Origin of the sequence: Halobacillus sp. B23F22_1 (assembly GCF_043497005.1) — a bacterium.
GTDB lineage: Bacteria > Bacillota > Bacilli > Bacillales > Halobacillaceae > Halobacillus_A.
On the sequence record NZ_JBIEKE010000001.1, the window covers coordinates 544992 to 562960 of the forward strand.

Sequence of the window (17969 nt, forward strand, 5' to 3'; positions counted from 1 at the left end):
GAAGGGAGGTCAAATACCAGGAATCTCCTGAGGAAAAACATGCGATTCGAGACCTCGCAGTAGGGTTTTCACGAGGAGACTCAGGCGTGCGGCTGTACGGGCGTACAAAAAATCTTAGGTTTTTTGCATTTTATAGGCAGAGTTAGATAGAGAATTTTTTAAAACGACAGCTGTGTAAGGATTTCTGTCTTTCTTCTGAAAACGTGTTATTCCTGTTTTTTTCATTAGAAAAGTGTGAAGGAAGCCACCATAAAAAGTCTATCATATCCGGCTTTTTTTATGTATAAATTTGAGGGGTATAGTAAATTAATTTTAAAATTTTTCGACTATTCGCTCGGTTTATAGGGTATAGTTTTCTACATAAGGTAACGCAATGGGAGGCGGGAAGCTGTGTTGAAAAATTATCAGTCAGGTAGTTTTTTTGATGAAATGGTAGACCAATCGGGTAATCCGAAACCGCATTATGATTCTTTTTATCAACTAATTCGACAGATATCTAATGAGGAATTGAGAGAAAAGCACGAAACAGCTCAGTTAAGCTTCTTAAGACAAGGCATTACTTTTACAGTTTACAATGATGCAGGCGGTACAGAGCGAACGATGCCATTTGATTTTGTTCCAATTATTATTACAAATGAACAGTGGATGAAGATTGAAAAAGGAATGCAGCAGCGTATGGAAGCCCTTAATCTTTTCCTGGATGATATTTACCATGAGCAGGAAATCATAAAAGACGGTATTATCCCGGAAGATCTGGTTAACGACAATCCTAATTACTATAAAAAGCAGGTATCCGGTTTAGAAATCCCATTAAAAAATCACATCTTTTTAGCTGGAATTGATTTAATTCGTGATGAAAATGGCGAATATCGTGTATTGGAGGATAATTTAAGAAACCCTTCCGGCATGTCCTACGTGTTTCAAAACCGGTATGTAATGAGACAAGTATATCCTGAGCTGTTTTTTCAGCATTCGATTCGTACGCTCGAACATCAATTTAAAGATCTTCACGGCGCTCTTATCAGCCATGCCCCACCAAATCGGACAGCCCAGCCGTGCGCCGTATTATTAACCCCGGGGATGTATAATTCTGCTTATTACGATCACGTCTTTTTAGCACAGCAGATGGGGATTGAATTAGTAGAGGGACGGGACTTGGTTGTCAAAGACGATATTGTTTATATGAAGACGATTCGCGGATTGAAGCAAGTAGACATAATTTATCGTAGAATTGATGATGACTTCTTAGATCCCGAAGCGTTTCGTCCAGATTCTGCTTTAGGTGTAAGTGGTCTATTAAGAGCTTATAGAAAAGGCAACGTTGCCATACTTAACGGCATTGGCAACGGTGTAGCAGATGATAAAGCGATGTACGCTTATGTTCCAGATATGATCCGTTATTATTTAAATGAAGAGCCTATTATTAAAAACGTAGAAACCTATTTCTTAAGAGATCCAGAGCAGCTCGATTATGTACTTGAACATATAGAAGAGCTTGTGATAAAAAACGTAGGAGCTTCAGGCGGGTATGACATGTTAATTGGTCCTCATTCTACAGAGGAAGAACGCAGCGTATTCAGAAGAAAAATTATTGAAACTCCAAGTCAATACATCGCTCAGCCAACGATCAAGCTTTCACGGGCGCCCGCTTATCAAAAAGGGGAATTTTATCCTTGCCATGTGGATCTACGTGTGTTTGTTATGAACGGTGCAGAGCCACATGTTTTGCCGGGAGGATTATCGCGAGTTGCTTTAAACAAAGGCTCATTAGTCGTTAACTCTTCTCAAGGAGGAGGCGGAAAGGATACCTGGGTTTTAGCAGAAGGAGGAATGAACCATGCTTAGCCGAGTAGCAGATTCACTCTATTGGATGTCCAGGAACATGGAACGCTCTGAAAATAATGCCAGGATACTGAGTACTCAGCTTATTCATATGTTAGAATCATCCGATCAACGAGTGATGGATCGAGATTGGGAGGAAATTTTAGAAATATGTGCTTCCAAAGAGGAATACTATGAAAGGTATGCCAGATTAAACCGTGACACGGTCATACAATACATTACCTTAAGTCCTGCGAATCCCAATTCATTGCAAAACAGCATCGTATATGCGCGCGAAAATGCAAAAGCGACTAGAGATCATATTCCAGATGGTCTTTGGCAGTTAATCAATTGGTTTTATTTAGATAAAAACGCCCAGCAGGATCAGCCTATGACTCCTCAAGCGACTCAAAACCACCTGAAAGATATCATTCACATGTCGATGACTTCCCAAGGGATTATTGAATCAACGATGACGAGAGGTACGTCATATACTTTTATTAAAATTGGTAAATGGATCGAAAGAGCAGAAAAAACGGCGCGCATATTAAATGTAATTTGTGAAAAGACGTTAAAAGAAAAAAATTGCACGGACACGGAGAATTATTATTATTGGCTGACTGCTTTACAAATCGTAAATGCCTACGACTCCTACATTAAAGAGCATCCGCCAACCATGAATCCAAAAGATGTACTTACCTTTCTAATTGAAAACCAAAATTTTCCACGTTCGATTCGTTATTGTGTGGATCATATTCTGAGTGCCATTCATAATCTAGAATCAGGTAAGATTTCACATTACTCGGAAGATCTTTTTAAGCTGTTAGCAGGGATTCAAGAAGAAATCAGCCGAACAGATATTGTGAATATGAGTACGGAAGAACTTATGATATTCTTAGATACTTTCCAGAATTACTGTCATAGGGTCAGCCGTACCTTTTCAGAAACCTACTATTTAGTAGAGCCTGTTCACGCCAGTCATTGAAAGGGTAAGAAGGGGAGAAATACGATGAAGTATCAAATCGAGCATACGAACTTTTTTAAATATGACAACGATGTTGACCAAAGCATGAATACAGTTCGTCTAAAGCCTCGTACTGATGAGTGTCAGAGATTGCTTTCTTATCGAACGGAGATTACACCCGCTTCGTTAACGAAAGACCATGTTGATCTATGGGGAAACCATGTAGAATCTTTTTTTATAGCTCATAAACATAGAGATTTAACTGTTAAAACCATCTCTACTGTCAGCATTCAAAAAAGTCCGTTTATTCATTTGTTGAAGTATACAGACGAAATGAGAGAAATCTTTCATTCGGAACTTTTTCATGAGCATTATTTACCTTATTTAAATGAAACGCAGTACACTTTTTTGTATAAAGAGCAGGTAGATGAAATTACATCGGCTATCGGCAATGCTGAGGATCCTATTAAATTTTCTATTGATTTAATGGCTTATTTGAATCAATCGATTGCCTACGATACGTTAGTTACTCAAGTCGGGACAAAAGCTCATGAATCTTGGCCCTTAAAAGCAGGGGTCTGTCAGGATTACGCGCACATCATGATTGGAGTTCTAAGAGAAAAAGGGATCCCAGCGAGATATGTAAGTGGATATCTTTATGTTGGAGAAGATTCAGCACTCATAGGTGATGCTGCCACTCACGCGTGGGTGGAAGTCATGATTCCTGGTATTGGATGGGTAGGACTGGATCCGACAAATAACGTTGAAGCTCTGGAAAACCATATCCGCATTGGAACAGGACGCGATTATGCAGATGTCAGTCCTCTGCAAGGTGTATATCGTGGGGGAGGACAGTACTCGGAAGTTAAAGTCAGCGTTACGTTAATCGATCATTAAATATAGGATATAAAGAAGGGGTGCCCTCTTAGACATCCCTTCTTTATATCGTTTAATTTTGATAGTCATGCGTTGCTTTTGGTGCTTTTGCATACGCTATAAGCCCGCCAATCAATCCGCCGATAACGGCAGGAACGATCCAGCTGAGGCTGAAGTCGTAGAAAGGAAGCGATGAAATTATAGGCTCAGCAAAATTCATAGAAAAACCGAATTCGATAAGTCCATCGTATAAACTTACGATTGCAGTTAGTAAAACGGCTCCTCGATAAACGTAAGAAGAGTGGTTAAATGATTTTCCGATAAATGTTAATGCTACTAATACAATAGCGATTGGATATAAGAAAACAAGAACCGGGACGGAGTATGCAATAATTTCATTCAATCCTAAGTTAGAGACTAAAAGACTTGTGATGGTAATTACAGAAATCACGATTTTATAGGATAGTTTTTTAAAACGTTTAGAGAAAAACTGACCACATGCAACGGTTAGTCCTACACAAGTTGTAAAGCAAGCAAGAAGGACAATAATTCCTAGCAGTAGTGTGCCCGGGGTTCCGTACATGAGATTAGCCGCACCTGCCAATACTGCACTGCCATTTGTGTAGTCGCCTTCTGTAGCCATCTTCACGCCAATCCATCCGATGGAAACGTAAACCGAAGTTAACCCAACTGCTGTAACAAGTCCCGCTTGGACGGTGCGAAAAGTAATTTCACGGGAATTGGTTAAACCACGATCCCGGAAGGAAGTGACTACTATAATGCCAAATGCTAAAGAAGCAATCGCGTCCATGGTTAAATACCCTTCTATAAATCCAGTAGAAAACGGTTGAGAACTGTATTTATCTTGAGCGGGCTGGACGTCACCATTTAACAAAAAGAAACTGCCGATAACAAGAGCGAATATCGCTAAGAAAAGAGCTGGAGTTAAAAACTGCCCAACCCGGTCCACTAATTTTGAAGGGTTTAAGCTTGTAAGGAATACTAAAGTAAAAAAGATAATTGTAAATATAAGCAGTCCTGCATTGCTTACTCCTCCAATCCATGGGGCAATTCCTGTTTCAAACCCAACGTTTGCTGCACGAGGAATGCCGAAGAAGGGACCAATGGCTAAATAGATAACGGAGGTGAATACCAGCCCAAAAAGAGGATGTACACGTCCCGCTAATTCAACCGCACCATTTCTTACAAGCGAGATAGCAGCTACAGTTATAATGGGAAGACCAACACCAGTTAAAACAAAACCGATGATGGCAGGCCAATAAGACGTGCCTGCTTCTATGCCCAGGGCTACAGGATAAATTAAGTTGCCAGCCCCAAAAAATAAAGCAAAAAGCATAAAACCTATAAAGACGATGTCTTTCTTTTGCATATGTCATACTCCTTAAAGTTTGTAATGGTATTGATACGTAAAAAAGTTCCTCACAAAGAGGAGGAACCTTGAATAATTAGAATTTCGAATTTGTCACAGGCGTAATCGTATCAATGTCAAAAAATTATGTCAACGGAATATTTTAAAAAATTTAAATAAACTGTATAGTACATTCTGGAAAGATCATAAATAATTCACAATTAGAAATTAGAACAGTTTTATTTACATACCGAGTAAGTGTCTATACAATAAGTGATTATGATGAAATCGTTAGTGACACTTAAGTTAAGGAGACTTCTATATGTTTGATTCACTATTGTTTCAACTCATGCTTATTGGATTATTAGGAGTAGGCGCCCAATGGGTGGCCTGGCGATTCCGATTACCAGCGATCGTGATCATGTCTATTGCCGGGCTTCTGGTAGGTCCTATTTTTGGATGGATAGATCCTGAACAAAATTTCGGAGAATTATACAGCCCGATTATATCTTTAGCTGTTGCAGTAATCTTATTCGAGGGCAGCTTAAATTTAGATTTTAAAGAAGTACGCGGGCTTGGAAGGCCGGTATTTCGCATCGTTACGGTAGGAGCATTTATCAGCTGGATTTTCGGGGCGTTAGCGGCTCACTACGTAGCTGGATTATCATGGGCTGTTGCCTTTGTGATTGGCGGTTTATTTATCGTAACCGGACCAACAGTAATCTTACCTTTATTAAGGCAAGCTAAACTTAAACCTCGCCCAGCTAAAATTCTAAAATGGGAAGGCATCATTATTGATCCTATTGGAGCGTTATTAGCTGTATTTGCTTTTGAAATTATAGAATTCTTAATAGGAAACAATGGTACACCATCTGCCCTTCTTACCTTCTTTTTAGCCTCCATCTTTGCTGTGATTTTGGGGTACGGACTTGGTAAAGGTGTAGGGTGGATGTTTGAAACAGGCTATGTACCGGAATTTTTAAAATCCCCGGTCGTGTTTGCCACCGTTATTGCATGTTTCACCATTGCAGACGAAATTACACACGAGACAGGACTCTTATCTGTAACAGCTATGGGGATGACGATGGCCAACATGCACATTTCTTCGATTTCAGATATGAGGCATTTCAAAGAAAACATTTCACTTTTGTTCATATCAACGATTTTTGTAATGTTAACCGCGTCGTTAAATAGGGACACTCTAGTAGAAATATTTAATATAGAAATTATTGGTTTTGTTTTATTAATGCTATTTATTGTACGTCCGTTATCTATCCTGGTTTCCACGTGGAGAACCGATTTAACGACTCCCGAAAAGGTGCTCGTCAGCTGGATAGCTCCTCGAGGAATCGTTGCGCTGACGGTGGCCAGCTATTTTGCTAGTGTTCTATTGGAAGCGGGCTTTGAAGATGCATCGATTCTCCTTTCATTAACATTTGCGCTTGTCTTTACAACAGTTGTAGCACATGGGTTTTCCATTGGATGGCTGGCGAAAAAGCTTGGTTTATCCATGGAGGGACCTCCTGGTGTGCTGATTACCGGAGGAAATGCATTTACAACGAATTTAGCAAAAGCATTAGAAGATTTAAAAGTTCCTGTGCTTATTAGTGATGCTTCTTGGGAAAGGTTAGCTGAAGCACGCTCGAAAGGATTAAAAACGTATCACGGAGAAATTCTTTCGGAACAAACTGAATACCACCTTGAAATAACACCATATGAATATATGATTGCTGCTACAGAATACGATTCTTATAATGCACTTGTTTGTACTACATTTGTTCCTGAATTTGGACGTACAAACTTGTTTCAGCTTAGTTTAGATAAAGATGAAGGGGATAAGCTGGAAGATCTCGTGCATACAATTGGGGGAAGGATTTTCATCGGAGAGTACGCTACTTGGGAAGAGTTAAACCAACGAGTGGAGAATGGTTATGTATTTAGAAAAACGACGATTACGCCTCAATTTACGTATAAAGACTATCTAAATAAAAAAGATGAGAAAGCCATGCTTGTGTTTGTTAAGAAACCAACGAATAAGGTAGAGTTCTTTAGTCATAAAAATGGCGTAAAAGTAGAGAATGGAGATATTGTCGTTTCGCTTACACCTCCTATTAAAGAACATGAGAAAATCCAAGAAAAGCTTGAAAAACAACGAAACGGAAACCGACCCGAGAAGTAAAAAAACAATCACAATGGTGATTGCTCAGTCTCTTCCATTTTGTCTGCAGAAACAAAAAGCGCCGCTTTCCGCGGAGCAAGAGGAAGAAGAATGAGACTGAGGCAAAACTGAATAAGGCCAAATATAATCCGAACGATTTTATTGAAAATCAGTTCGGATTATTTGTATGCCAAGAAAGAGGTTTATCATCGCTCCGTCAATTCGGTACCAGGTACACCTACAAGAAACCCAAGGTGTCTCAACAGTCTGATTTTTACTGATTTCTTTCATTTTATGGATTTACCGCATGAAAAAAGAAGTTTGATCGGAGCTTTGCAGATGCAAAACAACTGACGTTTGCGTGGAAAAGAGAAAGTGAAGGAACTGGCGATCCGAGAACCCGCAATGGGGTTTTCACGAGGAGACTCGGGCGTTCGTCCACGGAAAGCGAGTGGCATTTGTCCACACAGGCGCACAAAAAAAGCTTGTAGGAAAACACGGGGTTTCTCTACAAGCTGAAATCAATCACAATAGTGATGCTTTTTTTGATCCTTTAACCATTTGCTTCACCCAGTTGTTTTCTTAGAACCTTAAGTTCACCTTCCATCTGTGCCAATTGTTTTTCCGCATTCTCCACATTCCCACCTGCGGCGTCAAGCTTTTCTAAATCACTTTGAATGCGAATATAATCAGCCTTTAATGCTGCGATTTCATCTTGAATTTCTTGTTTAGTCATGAACGCTCACTCCTTTTTTTCCATTGTAGAGGAAACAAAAATTATATACAATAGAGTGAAAATTCTGACTACTATGTGGTAAACTATATATCAATCAAGCAGTAGAGAGGGGGAAATGATGAACGTTACACAGCATCGCTCAATGAATGAGTTTGCACAACTTATAGCACCTCTTTTATTAAAAAAGGAAGCAGAAAACAATCTTGCTCTCGGCATTATAAATAATACAAATCAGTCAAATGATATAATCATGCTCTCTTTATATAACGAGAGGGGAGAGATTGTTTATTCGACGCTTCGTACACCTCCTCACCTCTGGATTCTGCCCTCTATAGCTGTGGATCCAATACTAATCATTTCACATTTAGCTGACTATCTTTATAAAGAGGGTTTTGAAGTTCCTGGAGTTATAGGTGAAGCTTCGATCGTACGCTCTTTTATTCATCATTGGGAGAAAATAGCGGGCAGGAAGCCGAAATTACACATGGAGCAAGGAGTGTATGAACTTACTGCGGTCAACGCCGTGACACAAAAAAGAGGAGACTTGCATTTAGCTTGTCCAAAGGATGCAGATTGGCTTGTTGGCTGGTTTAAACAATATTTCAAAGAAACTAATGAGCTTCACCAATTACAGAGGGTAGAACAAATAGTGGAGGACTTGATTCGAGAGGACAAAACGTACATTTATGTTGTAAATGGACAAAGTGTCTCAATGGTTAGCCGAGCTAGAAGTACGCCTAATGGAGCTACGATTAACGGCGTCTTCACACCTGACCTATTTAAAAGAAGAGGTTATGCCACAGAAGCAGTTACAGCAATGAGTGAAAATTTATTAAATGACGGCTATCAATTTTGTGCACTGTACACGGATTTATCAAATTTACCTTCAAATTCTATTTATACAAGAATCGGATATAAAAGGGTAGGAGAGTCATTAGTTTACCATTTTATTGAAAAGTAAGCGTTTTAATAGGTCCATTCTCACAAAAAATGAGGTAGTTTTTAGTGAATCTCGAGTATTTTGAATCTTTTGTAAGCTATACGGACCTTTAAGTAAGAAATTGTTGGTAAAGTTGTTCTCATAGTACAAAATAAATTATGAATACAGATTATACTGTATAACTCTATTTGTACGTTCGTTGTTTGTTCGGTATTATTTATAGTAACTGGGCTAAATTTCATACAAAATGCTCATCAGAGGAGGACACAAACATTTGAAATTTTTCAGGATACTAGACAAAGTTGTCCTTAAAATTGAGGAATTTATTCTTGGCTATGCGGTTATTATCATCGCACTTATGGTAGTCGGCAATGCCTTAAGCCGTGCAATATTCAGTTATTCACTTTCGTTTGCGAATGAAGTGAGTCAAATTGCGGTAATTGTGGCTACCTTTATGGGGATCAGTTATGCTGCGCGCAAAGGAAGACATATTAGTATGTCAGCCTTCTACGATTTGGCTCCGTTTAAAGTGAGGAAAGTCGTTTCAACCATTATTCCTTTCCTTGTAGCGATTGTACTATTCGTCTTAGCCTACTATTCCTATTTGTACGTGCTGAATGTGCGCAATTCAGGAACAGTTACCTCGGCTCTTCAGATGCCGGCTTACATCATTTACATCGCTATTCCTCTAGGGTTTTTCCTCGGTGGGATTCAGTTTTTAAGAAATATGATAATTAACATTGTAAAACGTGAGGACGTATATTTAGGAACAGACGCAAAAGATTACAATGACCAAGAAAAGACGGAAATTGACGAAGCTGCTCATCTATAAAAAGATTATGCAAGTAACTAAAACACTCGTAGAAAGGATAACGATATGGTCGCAACTCTACTAACGATCATGGTGGTCCTTCTGTTATTGAATTTTCCGATGATGATTCCGCTAATGGTAGCTCCAATCATCGTAGTTTTCTTTTACTTTCCAACGATGGACCCGATGATTTTAATGAAGCAATTCTCAACAGGAATTGAAGCTTACGTGTTATTAGCCGTTCCACTATTTATTTTCGCGGCTGACATTATGACAGCTGGTAAAACTTCCAGGCGTTTACTGGATTTTATAGGATCTTTTATTGGACATATACGAGGTGGATATGCCGTTACGACGGCAGCATCTTGTACGCTGTTTGGAGCTATTTCAGGTTCCACACAAGCCACTGTAGTAGCGATTGGTAAGCCAATGCGTGAAAGATTACTTAAGATAGGCTATAAAGATTCAACAGCTATGGCCTTAATTATTAACTCAAGTGACGTAGCGCTGCTTGTGCCCCCAAGCATAGGAATGATTATGTACGGGCTTGTTTCAGGTACATCTGTAGGAGATTTATTTATAGCCGGAATTATTCCCGGAATCATTGTGTTTTTAAGTTTTGCTATTTTTAGTATTATATATGCCAAAATAGCCGATATTCCTTTAGCCACTAAAGCCACGTGGAGTGAACGACTTAGGTTTACTAGGAAAGCTCTTTTACCATTAGGTTTCCCTTTTATTATTATCGGCGGGATCTATACAGGGTTGTTCAGCCCGACGGAAGCGGCTGGAATGTCCGTTCTTTATGCGTTTATCCTGGAGGTCATAATCTATCGTTCCATTCATATCAAGCAACTTCCTGAGATTGCGAAATCAACTGGATTAGTAACCTCAGCCGTATTCGTGCTTGTGGCAGGCGGACAAGCCTTCACGTGGGTCATTTCATTCGCGAGAATCCCACAAATGATTACTGACACTGTATTAGGATCAAACCCTACTGCTTTATACGTGCTCATCATGGTAACGATTTTCTTCTTTATCGGTTGTATGTTCGTCGATCCAATCGTTGTCATTTTAGTACTCACTCCTATTTTCTATCCGGCAGCTATGCAGGCTGGCGTAGACCCCGTTCATCTAGGTGTGGTCATTACTTTCCAGGCGGCTTTAGGGTCAGCAACCCCGCCATTTGGAGTTGATATATTTACGGCGAGTGCAGTCTTTAACAAGCCATATTTAGAAGTTATAAAAGGGACGCCGCCTTATATTGTAATGATGGTAATCATTTCTGTTTTACTTATTTACTTTGAAGAACTTTCCCTCATTCTCCTATAAGGAACTTTTGAGTGAAAGAATAAATAAAAAAACTATTGGGAGGTCATTAACATTTTAAACAAAAAGAAAATGTTAGGTTTAGTCGCAGCGTCAACGCTTAGTTTAACACTAGCTGCTTGTGGTCAAAATGATGAAGGGAGCGGCGGTGACGGAGGAGAAGAAAGCTACAATTGGAAATTTGTTACTGAGGAAGTAGAAGGTCAAGTGCAGTATGAGTATGCACAGGAGTTTGCTGATCGTATGGATGAAAAATCTGACGGTCAAGTAAACATTGAAGTGTACGAGTTTGGTGGACTGGGCAGTGAAACAGACCAAGTAGAACAGCTGGAAAGCGGTACAGTTGAAATGGCTGTTATGTCTCCAGGTTTCACAGGTAATATGGTAAACGAAGGACAAATCTTTGCCTTACATTTCCTATTCCCTGATAGTGTAGAAGCTACACAGAATATATTAAATGAGAGTGAAGCATTAAACACAGATTTACGTGAGAAATATGAAGAACATAGTATTACTCCACTTTCTTTCTGGACAGAAGGTGCTATGCAGTGGACATCGAGCAGTGAAATCTCTGAACCCGCTGATTTTGAAGGTTTTAAAATGCGTACACAGGATTCCCCGCTTATCCTGGAATCCTATGAAGCATATGGAGCAGATCCGACTCCAATGAGCTGGTCTGAACTTTATACTTCACTTGATCGTGGTACTGTTGAAGGGCAAGAGAATCCAATCTTCTTCATTGGTGATGCCTCATTCCACGAAGTACAGGATTATATGACAATCTCAAACCATAACAACTATGTAGCAATGACCACAGTAAATACAGATTGGTATAATGAGCTTCCTGAAGAGATGCAGGAAATGCTGGATGAAACAACTCAAGAAATGCAGGAGTGGGCGTTTGATGAGCAGGATGCTCAAAATGAAGAATGGTTGGAAACAATTAAAAATGATGACGAAAATGCTACTGAAATCATAGAGCTTGATGAAGAGCAACGTGATGCTTTCCGTGAAAAAGCAGAGCCCGTCCGTGACTTCTACAGAGAAGAAGTTTCTACTGTAGATGGAGAAATCCTGGATAAACTAGAACAAGAAATTGAAGAAATGGGTGGAGAAGAGTAACCCACTAATAGTAAGAGGCCGTCCTTTTAAAGGCCGGCCTTTTGGTTTGGTCAGGTTCCCTGCCATGGTTCCGTCTGTTTGCGAAGGTCAAGCCATGTTAAAATGATAACGATAATAAAAAGAAAGCTTGAAATTTTAAATAACATTGCCGTCTCTACAAATGCATATATAAAGCCCAGGATTAAAGCACTTAACCCGATTCCGAGGTCAATGGAGGAGTAGAACATTCCGTTGGCAATTCCACTACGATCTACAGTTGTTTTTGAAATCACCCAGGCTTGGAAGGCAGGCATCATGGATCCATAGCCCGCACCAAAGAGCGCACCGGCGATCATAAGGTCTAGGTTTGAATCAGCTAATGATAACACCCACATCGCTACAAAAGAGATAGCTGAACAAATAATAATAAGTTTCCAGGGACCTTGTTTATCGAAGTATTTCCCTGTAATAGGGCGGGAAATGGTAGCTAACAAAGCATTAAAGAAATAAAATAAAAATACGCCATCAAGTCCTTGTTCAACTCCGAATATAACAATGTATGTGACAATGGAACCATATCCAAACGTCGTTAAAAAAGTAACGAGTGCAGGATAGCCGCTTTTCTTTTCTACAAGTGAACCCAAAAATGAGAAGCGTGGCTTAATTACTCTATTGTCATACACGCTGTCAGGGGTAACAAAGCTTGTTAAAGCAAATAATCCAATGGCAATGATACCTAACCCTGCAGAGATCCACACAAGTAAATCAAACGAGTATTTTTGAAAAAGGTAGATGCCGAAGCTTGGGGCCATTATCATTCCGATTGTTATAGAGAGTCCAAAATAGCCCATTCCTTCTCCTACTCTTCTTCGAGGTACAAGATCCACTGCGGCTGTGCCGTTAGCAGTCGTAGACCAGCCCCAGGCAATTCCATGGGCAAACCGTATGATCAGTACTAGTACGACGACTTGTGTGATTGGATAGAGTAGTGTTATAGCTAATAGCGAAATAGCTCCTGCTAATACTAATGCCTTTCGTGCGGACGTCATCAATAAATGGCCGATAAAGGGACGAATTAAAATCGCTGCAATCGAAAACATCGTTGTGACAAGTCCGATTTGCAGCTCGTTTCCCCCGATTGACTCAATATAAGGCGGTAAGTTAGGAAGAAGCATTTGAAAACTCATAAATGTAAACAAGTTCGCTAAAATAAGAAAAATAAATGGCCACGTCCACAGTTTATTGGAAGGTGATGTCATATGGTGTTCCTCACTTTCTTGCAATCGGTACCAGGTACACATTGTGTACCAATAAAGTTTCAAAAGATAAACCCGCTATGCTTCATAGCGGGTTGTTTCGTTATTCGCGTGCTGCTTTTCGCTCCAGCCACTCGTTATAGAAATGACTGATGATAGTTTTAATAACGGCGTACGCTGGAATGGCGAATAGCAGACCGAGGAAACCAGCTAAGCTTCCTGCTGCTAGAATGACGGTAATAATGGTTAATGGGTGAATACTTAATGCCTTCCCCATAACATTGGGTGAAACAAGATTACTTTCTAATTGTTGAGCAACAAACATGATAATGGCTACGTAAACCGCCATAATTGGATCCTGAAACAATCCGACAAGCATAGCTGGAATGACGGCTAGAAATGGACCGACAAATGGGATGACGTTCATAATCATGGCAAACAGGGCTAAAGTGAGAGAATAATCAAGCCCGATAATAAGGTAGCCAACCAGCAGCATTAACCCTACAAACACACTAACTGTAAGCTGACCAATTATAAAAGAATTCAGTGTATGGTCAAGTGATTTTGTCAGCTTATCAAAGCTTGCGGCCACACGTTTGTTCATGAATTGCGTTAAGAATGGAACAAGTTTATGTCCGTCTTTCAGCATGAAGAATAAGAAAAATGGAATCAGCACTAAACCAAACACAAATCCCACGAGCTGACTAATAACATCTATAATCACGCTAGGAGCTGCATCTAATGAGCTTTGCAGGGTTTCTACAACCTTATTAAGAGAATCGTTAAATTGACTTGGAATAATGTCTTGGTTTTGCTGCCAATATGTGATTGTTTCACCAATCATATCACTCATGCGTGGAATATTATCAACAAGTCGAGTAAACTGCTCTTGCGCGATGGGAGCAATAAATTGAACTATAAAAAATCCAGCAAGAAGATAGATAATGAACACAATAAAGATTGCCAGCAGCCGAGGAACCTTATAGTGTTCAATAAAATGCATGAGAGGCCGCGAAATATAAAACAGTATACCTCCTCCTATTAATGGAAAAGCAATTGCTCCAGCATACGTAAGAAAAGGAGCAAAGAAGAATTGAATCTCGTGTAAAAGTAAAATGAGCAAGGAAAGTAATATACCTGTAATTAGTACTTGAAACCAACGTTTATGTATCATATAACCACACCTTCAACTATATCGATTATAACCATTCCATACCCTAATGGAGAAATGAATATGCAAAAATTTCAATATCGTATGTTTAGTATACTATAAGTTATTCAATTGTGTAGGAGATCGAACGTTTTAATTAAAGTTAAAAAAACCGTTATAATAAATGAAAAAGGATGAGCATAGTGCAGGAAGAGTTAATGAAAAGGTTTACGAATTATGTTCAATTTGACACCCAATCAAGTATGGATAATGAAACCACTCCCTCTACAGAAGGTCAGTGGGTGCTGGCCCGCCAACTCGTTAAAGAGCTGAAAGATATAGGGATGCAAGATGTAACGATAGATGATCATGCTTATGTGATGGCTACACTTCCTTCGAATATAGACAAGGATATACCGGTTATTGGGTTTTTAGCTCATATTGATACAGCTACAGACTTTACTGGAAAAGGCGTAACTCCTCTTATTCATAAGGATTACGATGGAGGTGAACTTCGTTTAAACGATGGAGTCACATTATCTCCTCAAGATTTTCAAGAGCTTGCTACATATAAAGGCCATACCTTGATTACGACGGACGGAACAACCCTTCTCGGAGCGGATAATAAAGCAGGGGTGACAGAAATAATGACCGCTATGAATTATCTTATTCAGCATCCTGAAATTAAGCACGGAAAGATTCGTGTTGCTTTCACGCCGGATGAAGAGATAGGACGCGGTCCTCATAAATTTAATGTCGACCGTTTTGGCGCCTCTTTCGCCTATACCGTAGACGGAGGACCTCTAGGAGAACTACAGTACGAAAGTTTCAATGCAGCAGGGGCCAAGCTTACTTTTTACGGAAATAATGTTCATCCTGGCACAGCTAAAGGAAAAATGCTTCATGCTTCCAAGATGGCTATGGAATTAATTGAGCAGCTTCCTAAAGAGGAAGCCCCGGAATATACTGAAGAATATGAGGGCTTTTTCCATCTTGTTTCCTTTCAGGGAGACGTTGAAAAGGCTGAATTGCTTTACTTAGTAAGAGATCATAATAAGGAAAAGTTTGAAGATAAGAAAGCACTCCTTCAGCAAATGACAAAGCAGCTCCAGGACCGCTATGGAAAAGATCGAGTAAAGCTGGAGATGGAAGATCAGTATTACAACATGCGTGATAAAATCGAGCCTGTGAAAGAGATCGTCGATATAGCTTATCAGGCAATGGAAAATCTTAATATAACTCCTATTGTACAACCGATAAGGGGGGGAACCGACGGCTCTCAACTTTCCTATATGGGACTGCCGACACCAAACCTGTTTACAGGGGGAGAAAACTTTCACGGTAAATATGAATACATATCACTCGATAATATGGTAAAAGCGACTCAAGTTATTGTAGAAATTGCAAAGCTTCATGCAGAAGAATCCTAACAAAAAGTGTATAGTTCACCGAATGAAACGCATAATGAGGATGGGGAAGGTTGAAAAAAGAATTGACAATGCGCGATCCCATGCTATGATATTAGTAGAATATAGCAATTCCTAAAGGGGAGTAGCTGGACAATAAAGTCGTCATTACGGGAGAGATCCCCGGCTTTATTGGCAACGGACGTTGTTAGCGAGACCTTTACCCACCCAAGGGTAAAGGTCTGTTTTTTTATGATCTTTACCTTCGCGGTGGAGGTCATTTTTTTGTAGGAAAAGGAGAGAATAAAGATGGATGCTCAATTATTAATCGAGTACGGCTGGGTATTAATCGTGCTCGTTGGTTTAGAAGGGATTCTGGCAGCAGATAACGCACTTGTATTAGCTATTATGGTAAAACATCTGCCGGAAGAGCAGCGTAAAAAGGCTTTATTTTATGGTTTGATGGGTGCTTTTGTTCTTAGGTTTGCTTCCTTATTTGTCATTTCCTTCCTTGTTGACGTATGGCAAGTACAAGCGATAGGAGCAGCTTACTTACTCTTTATTTCAGGAAAACATTTATACGATAAATGGCGAACAAAGAACTTGGTAGAAGACGAGCCGGGTGAACATGTAGAAGAAAAAGCGGCAGGTTCGAGCTTCTGGATGACAGTAGTGAAAGTGGAGCTAGCTGACTTGGCTTTTGCTGTTGATTCGATTTTAGCTGCTGTAGCTCTTGCTATTGTTTTACCTGAAACTCCTCTACCGGATGTCGGAAGCCTGGATGGCGGACAGTTTGCCGTTATTTTAGCAGGTGGAATGATCGGTATTATCATTATGCGTTTTGCTGCGAACGTGTTTGTTAATTTGTTACACTCACGTCCTGGTCTGGAAATAGCAGCTTTTGTTATTGTAGGCTGGGTTGGTGTGAAACTTGTCGTTTCCACTTTGGCTCACCCGAATATTCAAATTCTTGATGAGCACTTTGCTCATTCTACAGTGTGGAAGGTTTCATTCTATACGATATTAGTAGGAATTGCTGTAGCAGGGTGGTTCTTATCGGGTAAAAAGAAAACTAAAAAAGAGTAACGAACTGCAGGGAGACCTGCAGTTTTTATTGTCTAGAAAATATAAAAGGACGAGTTGTATAAATAGCAACATCCAGCTCTGTCGGCCAGATGCTCGCTTCATAAGTAATCCGCCCTGTGGAAGGCTTAAACGTTTCGTCTCTGCTATTGCGCTTACGCTTTTGTTCTGAATCGCTCAGATGGCAGACATTTTGTTATAGTAGAAAGAAAAGAAGGAGGGGTAACGGTGGGGAAAGCTGCTGACAATCGTGAAGACCAATTTCGCTACGTAAAAAACCGCATCAACATGCTTAATCAAGTGGTCTCGACAATGGATGAGGAAAACGTGGATAATGAGGATTATGAACGGGTACTTGAAATGGTTGAAAAATTGCAAATGAAAATGGCTCGCTTCAAAAAAGATTGGGAAAACGAGCGCGAGTAACTTTAAACACATCGTTTCCCCTCCTTTTATACATCGTATAAAATTAAAGTCAAAGGAGTGATGAACATGGCTTTACATCATTTTCATTTAAAAGCAGACTGGCCAGGCGGCCGGAATGAAGTTGGTTATATTGAATCAGATCAATTAAAAACGAAAATATCGATTCCAAAAGAAATGGATGGACCAAATATAGGAACCAATCCTGACGAAATGCTGTTAGGCGCTGCAGCGACTTGTTATATTATTAGTTTAGCTGCTATGATTGAGCGCGCCCGTTTACCATTAGCCCATATGGAGATGGACTCTGAAGGAATTGTTGACGTAACGAACGGTATCTTTACGTATCAGAAGATTATTCATAAGCCAAAGGTGTTCCTGACAAAGGAAGCAGGAGAGAAGCAGCTTAAGCGGCTTGATCAGTTAGTAAAACAAGCGGAAAGCAGCTGTATGATCTCTAAAGCCATTGCGGGAAATGTAGAGCTTGAGCTTCAAGCGGAGACAAGGATACAATAAGAAAACCCACGCCTGGGCGTGGGTTCGTTC

At 39.9% G+C, this 17969-nt stretch carries 16 protein-coding genes; 12 read left to right on the forward strand and 4 right to left on the reverse strand.

Translation table 11 applies throughout. The features are described from left to right. The first annotated feature begins 390 nt into the window (after nt 1-390). The 3 genes from ACGTNH_RS02700 to ACGTNH_RS02710 are packed head-to-tail and all read left to right on the forward strand — an operon-like array spanning nt 391 to nt 3682. Entirely contained in the window at nt 391-1845 is a 1455-nt protein-coding gene (locus ACGTNH_RS02700) for a circularly permuted type 2 ATP-grasp protein (RefSeq protein ID WP_394584823.1), read from the forward strand. Continuing rightward, the gene (locus ACGTNH_RS02705) at nt 1838-2806 is read left to right on the forward strand and encodes an alpha-E domain-containing protein (protein WP_394584824.1); all 969 of its coding nucleotides are present in this window, start codon (nt 1838-1840) and stop codon (nt 2804-2806) included. Before ACGTNH_RS02700 ends, ACGTNH_RS02705 begins: the two co-directional genes overlap by 8 nt. A gap of 24 nt (nt 2807-2830) precedes the next feature. Beyond that, nucleotides 2831-3682, forward strand: a complete 852-nt coding sequence (locus tag ACGTNH_RS02710) for a transglutaminase family protein (protein ID WP_394584826.1) — start codon at nt 2831-2833, stop codon at nt 3680-3682. Nucleotides 3683-3734: 52 nt separating this feature from the next. Here the strand turns inward: ACGTNH_RS02710 and brnQ are convergent, their stop codons facing one another. Then, a complete protein-coding gene (gene brnQ, locus ACGTNH_RS02715) occupies nt 3735-5051 on the reverse strand; it encodes a branched-chain amino acid transport system II carrier protein (RefSeq protein ID WP_394584827.1) in 1317 nt (438 codons plus the stop codon). A 301-nt stretch (nt 5052-5352) separates the two neighbouring features. Here brnQ and ACGTNH_RS02720 point away from each other — a divergent pair, with 301 nt between their 5' ends. Then, nucleotides 5353-7209: a cation:proton antiporter gene (locus tag ACGTNH_RS02720; protein ID WP_394584829.1), complete on the forward strand. Its 1857-nt coding sequence runs from the start codon at nt 5353-5355 to the stop codon at nt 7207-7209. A gap of 532 nt (nt 7210-7741) precedes the next feature. Here the strand turns inward: ACGTNH_RS02720 and ACGTNH_RS02725 are convergent. Next, on the reverse strand, nt 7742-7924 hold the full coding sequence (locus ACGTNH_RS02725; RefSeq protein WP_394584831.1) for an SE1832 family protein: 183 nt from the start codon (nt 7922-7924) through the stop codon (nt 7742-7744). Between the two features lie 118 nt (nt 7925-8042). On the opposite strand from ACGTNH_RS02725, the gene ACGTNH_RS02730 reads away from it, so the two are divergent. From ACGTNH_RS02730 to ACGTNH_RS02745, 4 genes are all read left to right on the forward strand, one after another. Beyond that, on the forward strand, nt 8043-8885 hold the full coding sequence (locus tag ACGTNH_RS02730) for a GNAT family N-acetyltransferase (RefSeq protein ID WP_394584832.1): 843 nt from the start codon (nt 8043-8045) through the stop codon (nt 8883-8885). A 253-nt stretch (nt 8886-9138) separates the two neighbouring features. Beyond that, nucleotides 9139-9696, forward strand: a complete 558-nt coding sequence (locus ACGTNH_RS02735) for a TRAP transporter small permease (protein WP_394584834.1) — start codon at nt 9139-9141, stop codon at nt 9694-9696. A gap of 45 nt (nt 9697-9741) precedes the next feature. Further along, nucleotides 9742-11007 (forward strand): TRAP transporter large permease, encoded by a 1266-nt coding sequence (locus ACGTNH_RS02740; protein WP_394584836.1) that lies wholly within the window; start codon nt 9742-9744, stop codon nt 11005-11007. A 69-nt stretch (nt 11008-11076) separates the two neighbouring features. Beyond that, nucleotides 11077-12126 (forward strand): DctP family TRAP transporter solute-binding subunit, encoded by a 1050-nt coding sequence (locus ACGTNH_RS02745; protein ID WP_394584838.1) that lies wholly within the window; start codon nt 11077-11079, stop codon nt 12124-12126. 50 nt (nt 12127-12176) lie between these two features. Here the strand turns inward: ACGTNH_RS02745 and ACGTNH_RS02750 are convergent, their stop codons facing one another. Together ACGTNH_RS02750 and ACGTNH_RS02755 are read right to left on the reverse strand one after the other, a co-directional pair. Next, nucleotides 12177-13364, reverse strand: a complete 1188-nt coding sequence (locus tag ACGTNH_RS02750) for an MFS transporter (protein ID WP_394584839.1) — start codon at nt 13362-13364, stop codon at nt 12177-12179. Between the two features lie 100 nt (nt 13365-13464). Then, nucleotides 13465-14535: an AI-2E family transporter gene (locus tag ACGTNH_RS02755; RefSeq protein WP_394584841.1), complete on the reverse strand. Its 1071-nt coding sequence runs from the start codon at nt 14533-14535 to the stop codon at nt 13465-13467. A gap of 179 nt (nt 14536-14714) precedes the next feature. Here ACGTNH_RS02755 and pepT point away from each other — a divergent pair, with 179 nt between their 5' ends. The 4 genes from pepT (at nt 14715) to ACGTNH_RS02775 (ending at nt 17939) form a co-directional block, all read left to right on the forward strand. Next, complete coding sequence (gene pepT / locus ACGTNH_RS02760) at nt 14715-15941, forward strand: peptidase T (protein ID WP_394584843.1); 1227 nt, start codon at nt 14715-14717, stop codon at nt 15939-15941. 285 nt (nt 15942-16226) lie between these two features. Then, entirely contained in the window at nt 16227-17003 is a 777-nt protein-coding gene (locus ACGTNH_RS02765; RefSeq protein WP_394584845.1) for a TerC family protein, read from the forward strand. Nucleotides 17004-17228: 225 nt separating this feature from the next. After that, complete coding sequence (locus tag ACGTNH_RS02770) at nt 17229-17426, forward strand: SE1561 family protein (protein WP_394584847.1); 198 nt, start codon at nt 17229-17231, stop codon at nt 17424-17426. Between the two features lie 66 nt (nt 17427-17492). Next, a complete protein-coding gene (locus tag ACGTNH_RS02775) occupies nt 17493-17939 on the forward strand; it encodes an OsmC family protein (RefSeq protein WP_394584849.1) in 447 nt (148 codons plus the stop codon). The last annotated feature ends 30 nt before the right edge of the window (nt 17940-17969 follow it).